Raw genomic sequence first — 13,446 nt, forward strand, 5'->3', positions numbered from 1 at the left:
TTTTTGAAATTTATGTGAACATACAGCCTATATTACAGCATATTAATTGATGGAAATGAAATTGTATGATATATAATATATTGGGATTACAACCTAACCGTAGTGTTTTGTTCTGTAATCTTGTTTTTATTTTTGTTAACTTATAGAAAAAATTGTAAATAGAAGAAAATAGGCTAAGTACAATTTAGTATGTATTTTCTTATTATATATGTTTTGATATGAACGTTAACTTATACATGATTTTAAAATTTAGATAGGTGGTAGAAATACATTGGCAACTACAAAACCATATAGAGTATTACTGTATTACATGTACACAACAATTGAAAACCCAGAAGAATTTGCTGAACAGCATTTAGAATTTTGTAAATCACTTGAGTTAAAAGGAAGAATTCTTGTAGCGACAGAAGGAATTAACGGAACTTGTTCTGGAACTGTTGAGCAAACAGAAAAATACGTGGAAGCGATGAATAATGATCCACGTTTTGCTGGAATCGTATTTAAAATTGATGAGGCAGATGAACATGCATTCAAGAAAATGCACGTACGTCCTCGTTCAGAGTTAGTTACACTTCGTCTAGAAGACGACATTAACCCGAAAGAAATTACTGGGAAGTATTTAGAACCAAAAGATTTTTATGAGGCAATGAAACAAGAAGATACAGTTATCATTGATGCACGAAATGATTATGAATTTGATTTAGGACACTTCAAAGGTGCGATTAAACCAGATATTGAATCATTCCGTGAATTACCAGATTGGATTAGAGAAAATAAAGAAACACTTGAGGGTAAAAAGATTTTAACGTACTGTACAGGTGGAATTCGTTGTGAGAAATTCTCAGGTTGGTTAGTTCGTGAAGGTTATGAAGATGTAAGCCAGCTTCATGGCGGAATTGTAACGTACGGAAAAGATCCAGAAGTACAAGGTGAACTTTGGGATGGTCAATGTTACGTATTTGATGAGCGTATCGCTGTACCAGTAAACCAAAAAGAACATGTTATCGTTGGTAAAGATCACTTTACAGGTGAACCTTGTGAGCGCTATGTAAACTGTGCAAACCCTGAATGTAACAAGAAAATTTTATGTTCTGAAGAAAGTGAAGCAAAACATTTACGTGCATGTTCTCATGAATGTCGTGTACACCCACGTAATCGTTATATCGTGCAACACGAATTAACAGAAGAGCAAGTAGCTGCTACATTAGAAAAAATCGAAGCAGGTAAGTAAGCATAATAGAAAACAGATGGTAGCATCGTGCTGCCATCTGTTTTTTAGTTACTTTGTACTATCCTTCTCTTTCACAGCAGAAAGTACAGTTTGTTTTACCCATGCTTTTCTTCGTTTATGTTGTACACTCCATTGGTATAAACTTTGTATACCTAAAATAAGTGAAATGACTATGCCACTAATCGCTATTAATAGAGCAAAAAATTCAAAAGGCGATGATATTTTGTTTGAATCGGTGTTTCTTAAAAGATCAATCATAGTAAACCCTAACATTTGGCCTACAACAGAGTAGAGCGTTAAAATTAATAATAAGAGGCTATCTTTTTTTGAAGCAACATTTTCTTGATATTTAAATAAACTATCGAGATTTTGTTTCGCGTTCGTGTACAGTACTTCAATGTTAAAAAGTTTTCTTAGACGAAAGAAAATATCTTCACTTTGTGATTGGGATACTAATTCTAAAGAAAAATAATTAGCTGTAAACGAATTTATTGAATAAATTAATTTCTCTATTTCATTTGTATCTTGTTCAATATTTAACTCGGCATAAGCGTTTGCCATCTTTAATAAAACAACTTTATGAAATAAATTTAATAATAAAGCGTAATAAAACTCCCCGTACATTTGACTAGCAAGTTTAGTGACTGCTTGTTCACCTTCATTTGTAATACATGTGAAAATATGTTCTTCCATAATAAAGTAACGGTTAGGAGCCCATCTTTGATAAGAATGTTTTGTTAAATAATCGTGAATATAAGGAACATTATTTGCACTAATATATGGCTTACCATCATCTGATAATCCGGAAAGACTGGAAGCTCGATATATATCGATTATATGAAGGTCTGACTCTTTGTTTATGGATAATAGAGTTTGTACATACATTCGCTGGTCTTCAAAGAAAGGGAATGTTTGAAAGTAAGAACTCCGCAATCTCTTGTTCTCAAAGAAGTCTGTTAAACCATGAAATAAATCACCGAATATAAGTTTTTCTACTTGTGAATATTTTTTTCCATCACATTCAATACAAATAGTCTCAGTCGTATCACTATTAGTTTCAAGTACACGGAAGCGAACCGCGAATTCAATCGCTTCTGATAATGTCATGTTAGGAGCGGTTTTTATTTCTGTCCGAATTGTTAAGAACCCAAGCTCATAAGGACAAAGTGTTACATCAATAGAATGTATCTTGAATGGAACGGAAATAAGGTTAGTTGTTAAATGTCCATTTAAATTAAGGTCTTTAGAATAGCGCTGTAATCCTTTTTGATGTTCTGAATGAGGAAAGAGAATTTTATTTGTAAAGGAAAGATAGTATGCTTCCATATTTTGATGTGAAACTTGAAATTTCCCGTAATATGTATTTTCATCTTCAAGATGATCGAGTCGAAAAGGTCGAAAATCATTTTTTTGTAAGAAAGGGAACATATTTTGTTCATATCCAGTTTTAAACGAAAACGGGAATATAAATTGAAATATAGCTGTTGTTACATCTTTTTCCTCGATTGTTTGTATTGCCTCCATTTACATTGTTTCCTTTCCGTATAAGCTATAGAAACAACATGCCCAATTTTTCTTGAAAATAACCTCTCTTGTTCATTAGATTAAGAATGAAAATTCAGCTTATTTAACAAGGGACATGTATAATGTTATGTATACTAAAATTAGTATAATTGTGTTAGAAAAAGGGGGATGTTGTATGCGTATTTTAGTATTAGGAGCTGGGGGCGTTGGCGGATTTTTCGGTGGCCGATTAGTAGAAAAGGGAGAAGATGTTACATTTCTCGTTCGCAGCAAAAGAAAACAGCAATTAGAAGAAAAAGGCCTTGTTATTCGTAGTGTTAATGGAGATTTTTCATTTCAACCGAAATTGGTAACGAAAGAAGATAGAACGACTCCATTTGATGTGATTTTATTTTCAACAAAAGCGTATCATTTACACGAGGCGACCATAGATTTAAAGCCGTTTGTAGGTAAAAATACTGTAATAATCCCATTGTTAAATGGTATCGCTCATTTATCACTATTACAAAAGGAATTCGGTGAAGAGAAAGTAATTGGCGGTCTATGCTTTATCGAGACGACATTAAACGATCAGGGAGAAATTGTACAAACGAGTGCTGCCAACAGACTTGTATTTGGGGAAATTAAGCCTCAAGATTCAGAGAGAATAAAGCTTATTTCTAAAACATTTGCAGATACAAAAGCTAGTTTTGTTTTAAGTGAAAATATTGTGCAAGATATGTGGCATAAATATTTATTTATCACCGCAATGTCAGGTGTGACAACATTAATGCGTGCGCCGATAGGACCGATTCGTGAGAGTGATGGAGGCCGAGAATTTATTAGGAACTTATTTGAAGAATCAGTGCAAATCATGAAATCTATGGGGGCTCCAGTTAAGGAGAATATCGCCCAGGAACATATGAAAACGATTGATAAAATTTCGTATGATATGAAGTCATCGATGCAACGGGATATGGAAAAAGGTTCGCTCATTGAAGGGAAGCATTTACAAGGATACTTATTGAAATTAGCAGAGGAAATGTCTATAGATGTGCCTTTATTAAGTGTTGTGTATCAAAATTTAAAGGTATATGAAAAAATGATTTTTACTAAAGAAATGGTATGAAAAAGAGTAAAGGATAGCAAAATATAAATGTTGCTATCCTTTTTTTGTTTCTTTTTGACAATTTATTCGTTTCTTTTCGGTTTATCTGTCGTATTTCGTTCTCTTTCACGTTTACCATATAGCTGATTAATTTCATTTGCTACTGCATCTAAATAGGAATCGGAAAAAAGTGGCTTCTTTTCTTTAGACATACGGGTCTCCTTTGTGGATTTTTAGTATTCATTATGTATATTTTTCGGTGGATTATGCGCAATCGTTTTAATTTTTTTCTTTTTTAAAATTTTTGTTTACTTTTTGAAAATAAAGGAGTATTATAATCCACAGTTTCAATTTTCTAAATCGCTGAAGCCGCATGGTGCGGGGGACCCGTTCTTATGGATTAGTACATAATCCAATGGGGTGAATCCTTGAAAAAGGTAGGGCTACTCATAGGCCCGAATCCGACAGCTAACCTCGTAAGCGTTATATTGAGAAGGAAGGTGGAGCTTGTGCGACAAAAAAAATAATGTCTACAAGTCTATTTCGTTATGGCTTGTAGACATTTTTGTTTTCTGAAGAAATAGTTTATCGCTGTAACTAGCAAAATCGTTCGTACAAAATTATTGGAGAGTGGACAGCATTGGTTTCATCTATTAAAAGATTTTTAATTGGAAGACCGTTAAAATCAACTGAGTTAGGAGAGCAAAAACTTAATAAAACGAAGGCGCTAGCCATTTTATCTTCTGACGCATTGTCATCGGTCGCATACGGACCAGAGCAAATATTAATTGCACTAGCAGGTCTTGGAGCAATAGCTTATTGGTATTCCATTCCGATAGCTGTTGGGGTATTAGTATTATTGACAGCTCTTATTTTATCTTATCGACAAATTATTTTTGCTTACCCTCATGGCGGCGGAGCATATGTTGTATCAAAAGAAAATTTAGGGATGAATCCGGGATTAATAGCTGGAGGATCTTTATTAGTCGATTACATTTTAACTGTTGCAGTAAGTGTGTCCGCAGGTACAGATGCGCTCACATCAGCTTTTCCTAGTTTACATGCACATAATGTAATCATTGCGATTATATTTGTCATATTGATTACCATCTTAAATTTAAGAGGCGTAACGGAATCAGCTTCCGTTTTAGCATATCCGGTTTATTTATTCGTTGTAGCATTATTTATATTAATTGGTGTAGGAATATATAATATTTTGACTGGTCACGTTTCACCCACGCTGCATTCGCCAATTGGAACACCAGTTGCGGGAATTAGTTTGTTCTTACTGTTACGAGCATTTGCTTCAGGAAGCTCTGCTTTAACGGGTGTTGAGGCGATATCTAACGCAATTCCAAACTTTAAAGATCCTGCACCTAACAATGCAGCGAAAACATTGCTTGCAATGGGTGCATTACTTGCAGTTTTATTTTCTGGAATTGTCTTTTTAGCTTATTATTACGGAATTAATCCAAGTAAGGAAGTAACAGTCGTTTCACAAATTGCTGAACAAACTTTTGGACGTAATTTCATGTACTATTTCATACAAGGTACAACAGCTTTAATATTAATTCTTGCGGCTAACACAGGTTATTCTGCATTTCCACTATTAGCGGTTAATCTTGCAAAAGATAAGTTCATACCGAGAATGTTTACGATTAGAGGAGACCGCCTAGGTTATTCAAACGGTATTATTATACTTGGGATTTCTTCGATTATTTTAATTGTAGCTTTTCAGGGGAAAACAGAACACTTGATTCCGCTATATGCAGTAGGGGTATTTATTCCGTTTACACTTTCTCAAACTGGAATGGTACTAAAATGGCTTCGTGAAAAGCCTGAAGGATGGGCTTTAAGATTAACGGTTAATTTAATTGGTGCAGTCATTAGTTTTATCGTTATGAGCATGTTCTTTTTAACTAAGTTCGCACAAGTTTGGTCAATCCTTATTTTCTTACCTTTTATTATCTTCTTGTTCCATCGAATTAAGAAGCATTATGATGCAGTGGGCGATCAATTAAGTTTAAAAACTTGTGAACCACTTGTTCCGATTGAAGGGAATGTAATTGTCGTTCCTGTAGCTGGTATGACTCATGTAGTAGAAAATTCATTGAACTATGCTAAGGCTCTTTCTGCAGATCAAGTTATCGCTGTATATGTTGCTTTTGACAGAGAAGAGGAAAAGAAATTTGAAGAGAAATGGGAGAAGTGGCAACCTGAAGTAAGGCTTGTTACATTACATTCTCATTATAGAAGCATTATTCAGCCGCTTACAAAATTTATTGACACAGTGCAATATAAAGCGAGTGAATCAAATTACCGAGTTACGGTCGTTATACCACAGTTTATTCCGAAAAAAGGTTGGCATAACATTCTTCATAATCAGTCTAGTTTACTCATTCGTGCGTATTTACTCTATAAAAGAAATGTTGTTATTACGACAGTTCCATATCATTTGAAAAAGTAATAAGATTTTTTAAGGATAGCTTCACGAAAGTGAAGCTATCCTTTTTGTGTATATGCTATGCATAATTGCATATAGGTCTTAAAATTATATTACTATAATATAATCTCTTATGAGTAAACAGTGTTTTTTGTTGTGATATATGGATATTTTAATGGAGGAAGTTAAGTGGATTTTATTTTGGAATAAGGACATGAGGTCTTGAAAATAAAGGGAATTAAAATACTTCTTTACGATAGATGAATAGCTGTGTTTAAATGACCTTACAGTACAAAACTTTAATAAAAACAAAACTTAATTTCATATTCACGTGCGTTATTTATCTTAAAATGAATAATATTTTCATGTAATATATTCACTGTGTGAATATGGAAATTGCGATGAAACAGAAATTTTATACAATGTTATTCATACTAAGCACATGTGAAAAGTTATGAAATGTTTTATAACAATAAGTAAGTACTGTAGAAATAAAGTTTGAGAGAGGTGTTTCGTACATGACTCACGGTGAGAACGTTCTCTATTTTTAACCATCTCAAATAATGTGCAAGAAAATAGAATAATAAAATGCGATAGTAATAGTTGCTAATACATAGGAGGGGTTAAAGTGAAAAAAACTTTAATTACAGGGTTATTGGTTACAGCAGTATCTACGAGTTGCTTCATTCCTGTAAGCGCTTACGCTGAAGAGGGGCAACCAAAGGTGAAAGTATTAAACGTGCAAAATGTAATTGCTCCAAATACATTATCAAATTCAATTAGAATGTTAGGGTCACAGTCACCACTTATCCAAGCATACGGATTAGTTATTTTGCAACAGCCAGACATTAAGGTAAATGCGATGAGTAGTTTGACGAATCATCAAAAATTTGCAAAGGCGAATGTACGAGAGTGGATTGATGAATATAATCCGAAGCTAATCGACTTAAATCAAGAGATGATGAGATACAGCACTAGATTTAATAGCTATTATAGTAAGCTCTATGAACTAGCAGGAAAAGTAAATGAAGATGAACAGGCAAAAGCAGATTTTACAAACGCATATGGAAAATTACAATTGCAGGTCCAAAGCATTCAAGAGAGTATGGAGCAAGATTTATTAGAGTTAAATCGATTTAAAACGGTATTAGACAAAGATAGTAATAACTTATCAATTAAAGCTGATGAAGCAATAAAAACACTGCAAGGATCAAGTGGAGATATTGTGAAATTAAGAGAAGACATAAAAAGAATTCAAGGGGAAATTCAAGCTGAACTAACTACTATTTTGAATAGACCACAAGAAATTATTAAAGGTTCTATTAATATCGGTAAACAAGTATTTACAATCACAAATCAAACTGCACAAACGAAAACAATCGATTTTGTTTCTATCGGTACGTTAAGTAATGAAATTGTAAATGCAGCAGATAGTCAAACGAGGGAAGCAGCTCTTCGTATTCAGCAAAAACAAAAAGAGCTACTACCACTTATTCAAAAGTTATCACAAACTGAATCAGAGGCGACTCAAATCACATTCGTTGAAGATCAAGTAAGTAGCTTTACGGAACTGATTGATCGCCAAATCGCAACTTTAGAAACGTTATTAACGGATTGGAAAGTTTTAAACAATAATATGATCCAAATTCAAGCAAATATTGAAGAAGGCACGTATACAGACAGTAGTTTACTTCAAAAACATTTCAATCAACTTAAAAAAGTAAGTGATGAAATGAATAAGCAAACAAATCAATTTGAAGATTACGTTACAAACGTTGAAGTACATTAAACAGAAAAATAATTAGCGATATAGGGAGAGAAGAAAAATGACAAAAAAACCGTATAAAGTAATGGCTCTATCAGCACTTATGGCAGTATTTGCAGCAGGGAATATTATGCCAGCCCATACGTATGCTGCTGAAAGTACAGTGAAACAAGCTCCAGTTCATGCTGTAGCAAAAGCATATAATGATTATGACGAATATTCATTAGGACCAGAAGGCCTTAAAGATGCGATGGAAAGAACAGGTTCTAACGCTTTAGTAATGGATCTGTACGCTTTAACAATTATTAAACAAGGTAATGTTAACTTTGGGAACGTAACGTCAGTTGATACATCTTTAAAAGGTAAAGTGATTCAGCATCAAGATACAGCTAGAGGGAATGCACAACAATGGCTAGATGTATTGAAGCCACAGCTTATTTCAACAAATCAAAATATCATTAATTACAATACGAAATTCCAAAACTATTATGATACTTTAGTTGCTGCGGTTGATGCAAAGGATAAAGCAACTCTTACGAAAGGTCTAACTAGATTATCAAGTAGTATTACTGAAAATAAAGCGCAAGTAGATAAGTTAGTAGAAGACTTAAAGAAATTCCGAAATAAAATGACGTCGGATACTCAAAATTTCAAGGGAGATGCAAATCAAATTACATCTATCTTGGCTAGTCAAGATGCTGGAATTCCGCTTCTGCAAAATCAAATTACAACGTATAATGAAGCAATTAGTAAATATAATGCAATTATTATCGGTTCATCTGTTGCGACAGCTTTAGGCCCAATTGCAATTATCGGTGGTGCGGTTGTAATTGCTACGGGAGCAGGAACTCCGCTAGGAATCGCATTAATTGCAGGTGGAACAGCAGCAGTAGGTGGTGGTACTGCAGGAATCGTCTTAGCGAAGAAAGAGCTTGATAATGCACAGGCAGAAATTCAAAAGATAACAGGACAAGTTACAACTGCGCAATTAGAAGTGGCAGGACTAACGAACATTAAAACACAAACTGAATATTTAACAAACACAATTGATACAGCAATTACAGCGTTGCAAAACATTTCAAATCAATGGTACACAATGGGATCAAAATACAATTCTTTACTTCAAAATGTAGATTCAATTAGTCCAAATGACCTTGTTTTCATTAAAGAAGATTTAAACATTGCGAAAGATAGCTGGAAGAACATTAAAGACTATGCAGAAAAAATCTATGCTGAAGATATTAAAGTAGTAGATACGAAAAAAGCATAATCGAATACGAATCGTTAGAGCGTTAAGTATTGATGAATGAGTTGAAGCTCCTGTTCAGTTGTGAGCAGGAGCTTTTTTATATCCTTATAAAGAGAATGGGTGAAAAGTATGCAGAAAAGATTTTATAAAAAATGTCTTTTAACGATCATGATTGCTGGGGTGGCAACGAGTAATGCACTTCCTTTACATCCTTTTGCAGCGGAACAAAACGTAAAAACATTACAAGAAAATGCAAAAAATTATTCTCTCGGTCCAGCAGGATTCCAAGATGTAATGGCGCAAACGACATCGAGCATATTCGCAATGGATTCATATGCAAAATTAATTCAAAATCAGCAAGAGACTGATTTGAGTAAAATAAGTTCAATTAATAGTGAGTTTAAAGGAAATATGATTCAGCATCAAAGAGATGCAAAAATTAATGCGGCGTATTGGTTAAATAATATGAAGCCTCAAATTATGAAAACGGATCAAAATATTATTAATTACAATAATACTTTTCAAGCGTATTATAATGACATGTTAGCAGCGATTGATCAAAAGGATAGCGGTAAATTAAAAGCGGATTTAGAAAAGTTGTATGCGGATATTTTAAAGAATCAAAATGAGGTAGATGTACTATTAGGGAATTTGAAAGCTTTTCGCGATAGAATGGCGAAAGACACAAATAGTTTTAAAGAGGATACGAATCAATTAACCTCGATTTTGGCGAGTACGAATGCTGGTATTCCAGCTCTAGAGCAACAAATAAATACATATAACGATTCGATCAAAAAGAGTAACGATATGGTGATTGCTGGTGGTGTACTTTGCGTAGCGTTAATAACTTGTCTTGCGGGGGGACCGATGATTGCGATTGCGAAAAAAGATATTGCAAATGCAGAACGAGAAATAGCCAGTTTAAAGAATAGAATTTCTGGATCGCAAGCAGAAGTGGCAATTTTGACAGATGCAAAAAATAAAACAACTAATATGACAGAAACAATTGATGCAGCAATTACAGCACTGCAAAACATATCAAATCAGTGGTATACGGTAGGTGCGAAATATAATAATTTACTACAAAACGTAAAAGGAATCAGCCCTGAAGAATTTACCTTTATAAAAGAAGATTTAAATACAGCGAAAGATAGCTGGAAGGATGTAAAAGATTATACAGAAAAATTACATGAGGGTGTGACGAAATAAACAGTGGACTAGTTCCGCTGTTTATTTTTTTATCCCGTTTTTTGTGAGAGCCGAGCTTGTAATTTTACCCATAAGTTTGCCGTGTGTTTTATCAATGTAACTTTAGGATAATGTTTGGTCAAATTGATACTAATAACCTCGATAAACTCCTGATCACGCTTTTTATATTTAATATTTTAAGTAAAAAAGCTATACTATAGGCAAAACTAAAAATTGGAAAGGAAATACTAGAACATGGAAAATTATTTGTTATTTATCCTCACAGCAATCCTAATCATAATAATGCCTGGTCCCGGTTTTGCCTTAGTTACAAAAAACACTATCTCGCATGGTAAAAATGGTGGGATAAAGACCGTCTTAGGAACGGTATCTGGAATGATGATTCATACAATAATGGCTACACTAGGACTTTCTGCCATCCTAATGAAATTCTCTATGTTATTTACATTTATAAAATATGCTGGGGCTTTTTACTTAATTTACTTAGCTGTAAAGTCAATTAAAAGTGCCTTGTCTAAAAAAGAAGATATGTCAGGTTCAGTGGAAATGAACTCTAAGGATATTGGAACGATTAAAAGTTTTAGACAAGGATTTACCACGGCAATCTTAAACCCAAAAACTGCTGTGTTTTTCCTAAGTTTTCTACCCCAATTTATTGTGAGCAATCAAAGTCATCTCTTCCAATTTCTTTTGTTAGGACTCACATTTACGACTTTGACAGCAATATGGTATTTACTTTATATCTCACTAATACGTCAATTAAGAACTTTTTTAAGAAAAGAAAAAGTGAACCGTACAATAGAGGGTATTACTGGCACAGTATTATTAGTATTTGGAGTTAGGTTATTTTTCCAAAAATAAATATGTATATGAAAAGAGAAATAATCAATGGTGGTTATTTCTCTTATTCACTTATTCTAAAACTACCATTATAGATTTCTAGAGGTGAGATGATTTTTTGTTGGGTATTTATGTTACTATCACTGTAAAAATTGTGAAGAAATGTACTTAAACTAACGGGGCAGGATAGTTGAATAAGAATAAAAATATTTTTATAAGTTAAATTTATTGAATATCATAAAATATTTATAATTAAACTTTTTTCTAAATCAACACTCGATGGCGAGGTGGTGTTACTTCAAATATAATTATTTTATTTGAAGATTTCATTTTAATTTTTTCAAATCTTTTCATAGGTTGATATACAAAGACGTGTAGTGATAAGCCTATAACTGCAGTAATGTTTAAAATAATACTTATAATCATTAAAGACCATTCTATAACTGGAGAAAAGTATCCGTCCGTACTTAATGTAGAAGAACTTACATCTAGTATTAAAATAACTATTAGTATAAAGGTAAGTTTTTAACCAATTTGAATCCCCCCCTTTTAAGAGTGATATCTTTATATTATTATATTTAAAAAATAAATTATATAATTAATTATAAGATAGTTATCTATGAGAATTTAACTTGTTTTTTCGTTTTGGGGTGTTAAAAAATTCTTAAGTTGATGGGCATGGGATAGCACACCATGCCTATGAACTTAAGAACAGAAACTTACGCTTGAACATAATATCAAATTTAGATGAGCAAAGCTATTTCAAGTGAATAGAATCCACTCTTTAAGAATACATAAAATATATACATACAAGCTTAGTCTAATCACTACATCATTAGTGAAAGTAGGATTCTATAGATTTTGGAGGAAGAGATATGAAAAAAAAGGTTCTCCTGTTTACAGATTTGGGGATTGATGATGCGTTTGCTATACTGTACACTTTTTTTCGTAAAGACATTCAACTTGTAGGAATTGTAGCCGATTATGGAAATGTATCCAGAGAAAATGCAATAAGAAATATTAACTATTTGAAGTACATTGCGGGAAGAGAAGAGATACCCGTATTCCTTGGTGCTTCTGTACCGTTGACAGGTATATTGATTCAGTATTTCCCTGAGGTACATGGAAAAGTCGGATTAGGACCTATCATTCCCCCTGAAATTTCATATCCAGTTTATCCTTTAAATGATATTTATCAAATTATAGAATCAAATTTAGAAGATCTTACAATTATCAATTTAGGAAGACTTTCTTCGCTAGCTACGACTTTTGTGTTGAATTTAGAAACAATGCGAAACGTAAGAGAATGTATTTGCATGGGGGGAGCTTTTTTCTATCCAGGTAACGTAACTGCTGTGGCTGAAGCTAACTTTTACTCAGACCCTTATGCAGCAAACTTAATTCTGCAGCATGCAAAGAACTTGACAATTATTCCTTTAAATGTGACTCAACATGCGATTGTTACACCCGAAATGGTCCAGCAAATCGATGCATTTCATCGGAATACACAGGATCTTGCAGGACTCATCATCAAACCTATGTTAGACTATTATTATAAATTCTACTCTAAGTCTAATCCTGGTATAAGTGGAAGCCCTATGCATGATTTTGTAACAGTGTGGTATTTGCTGAATCAAGAGGCTGTTGGCCTTTCAAGAGTACCCATTAAAGTAATTCCTGATCAAGGAGAAGGATTTGGTCAAAGTATTGCAGACTTTCGTTTTGCTACTAATCCAGGCTATAAAACGCATAATGTAGCTTTTCAGCTTGATTATAAAAGATTCAAGAAGGATATTATGGAAACGTTTTTAAAGAAGAGAGTGTAACAGACTTTATTAACTTCAGATAATAGGGATTATGTGAATGAAATGCCACTTCACTTAACGTACAGGAATTCGACTTTTTTAGGTTAAAATTCGCTTAGCATATAAAACTTCCAAAATGTTGGCTGTATCCCATCACTATCAAGCTAACAAAACAAAATCCCCCTAAAATGAAAAAATCCGCTGACTTCTCAAAGTAATTAACTGTAGTGAAAGAAAATTTTTATTTTGGGGGTACATTAAAACTTTAGCTTGACGGGCAGGGGGTCTCGTCA

The 13,446-nt window shown here is 33.3% G+C and carries 10 protein-coding genes, 1 pseudogene and 1 riboswitch; of the genes and pseudogenes, 8 read left to right on the top strand and 3 right to left on the bottom strand.

Annotated features, from left to right (window positions below; all coding sequences use genetic code 11):
• Positions 1–271 precede the first annotated feature (271 nt).
• Positions 272–1,231, top strand: a complete 960-nt coding sequence (locus LCF45_RS09225; protein ID WP_002086277.1) for an oxygen-dependent tRNA uridine(34) hydroxylase TrhO — start codon at positions 272–274, stop codon at positions 1,229–1,231.
• A gap of 48 nt (positions 1,232–1,279) precedes the next feature.
• Here the strand turns inward: LCF45_RS09225 and LCF45_RS09230 are convergent, their stop codons facing one another.
• Complete coding sequence (locus LCF45_RS09230; protein WP_078203083.1) at positions 1,280–2,755, bottom strand: hypothetical protein; 1,476 nt, start codon at positions 2,753–2,755, stop codon at positions 1,280–1,282.
• Positions 2,756–2,930: 175 nt separating this feature from the next.
• Here LCF45_RS09230 and panE point away from each other — a divergent pair, with 175 nt between their 5' ends.
• The gene (panE, locus tag LCF45_RS09235; protein WP_078203084.1) at positions 2,931–3,863 is read left to right on the top strand and encodes a 2-dehydropantoate 2-reductase; all 933 of its coding nucleotides are present in this window, start codon (positions 2,931–2,933) and stop codon (positions 3,861–3,863) included.
• A gap of 62 nt (positions 3,864–3,925) precedes the next feature.
• On the opposite strand, the gene LCF45_RS09240 is transcribed toward panE, so the two are convergent.
• Entirely contained in the window at positions 3,926–4,054 is a 129-nt protein-coding gene (locus tag LCF45_RS09240) for a hypothetical protein (protein WP_002086273.1), read from the bottom strand.
• A 139-nt stretch (positions 4,055–4,193) separates the two neighbouring features.
• A riboswitch (cyclic di-AMP (ydaO/yuaA leader) is annotated at positions 4,194–4,340 on the top strand.
• A 142-nt stretch (positions 4,341–4,482) separates the two neighbouring features.
• Here LCF45_RS09240 and LCF45_RS09245 point away from each other — a divergent pair.
• The 5 genes from LCF45_RS09245 to LCF45_RS09265 all read left to right on the top strand — a co-directional run bounded on the left by LCF45_RS09245 (position 4,483) and on the right by LCF45_RS09265 (position 11,369).
• Complete coding sequence (locus tag LCF45_RS09245; RefSeq protein ID WP_002126816.1) at positions 4,483–6,309, top strand: APC family permease; 1,827 nt, start codon at positions 4,483–4,485, stop codon at positions 6,307–6,309.
• Between the two features lie 604 nt (positions 6,310–6,913).
• On the top strand, positions 6,914–8,074 hold the full coding sequence (gene nheA / locus LCF45_RS09250; RefSeq protein ID WP_002126819.1) for a non-hemolytic enterotoxin NHE subunit A: 1,161 nt from the start codon (positions 6,914–6,916) through the stop codon (positions 8,072–8,074).
• 37 nt (positions 8,075–8,111) lie between these two features.
• Complete coding sequence (gene nheB, locus LCF45_RS09255) at positions 8,112–9,320, top strand: non-hemolytic enterotoxin NHE subunit B (protein WP_002126822.1); 1,209 nt, start codon at positions 8,112–8,114, stop codon at positions 9,318–9,320.
• A gap of 108 nt (positions 9,321–9,428) precedes the next feature.
• Entirely contained in the window at positions 9,429–10,508 is a 1,080-nt protein-coding gene (locus tag LCF45_RS09260; protein WP_033708128.1) for a non-hemolytic enterotoxin subunit C, read from the top strand.
• A 234-nt stretch (positions 10,509–10,742) separates the two neighbouring features.
• Positions 10,743–11,369: a LysE family translocator gene (locus LCF45_RS09265; protein ID WP_000432973.1), complete on the top strand. Its 627-nt coding sequence runs from the start codon at positions 10,743–10,745 to the stop codon at positions 11,367–11,369.
• Positions 11,370–11,612: 243 nt separating this feature from the next.
• On the opposite strand, the pseudogene LCF45_RS09270 reads toward LCF45_RS09265, so the two are convergent.
• Positions 11,613–11,881, bottom strand: a pseudogene (locus tag LCF45_RS09270) (hypothetical protein).
• Between the two features lie 342 nt (positions 11,882–12,223).
• On the opposite strand from LCF45_RS09270, the gene LCF45_RS09275 reads away from it, so the two are divergent.
• The gene (locus LCF45_RS09275; RefSeq protein WP_002126827.1) at positions 12,224–13,174 is read left to right on the top strand and encodes a nucleoside hydrolase; all 951 of its coding nucleotides are present in this window, start codon (positions 12,224–12,226) and stop codon (positions 13,172–13,174) included.
• The last annotated feature ends 272 nt before the right edge of the window (positions 13,175–13,446 follow it).

It is taken from the genome of Bacillus sp. 41-22, from assembly GCF_025809295.1.
GTDB classification, from domain to species: Bacteria; Bacillota; Bacilli; order Bacillales; family Bacillaceae_G; genus Bacillus_A; species Bacillus_A mycoides.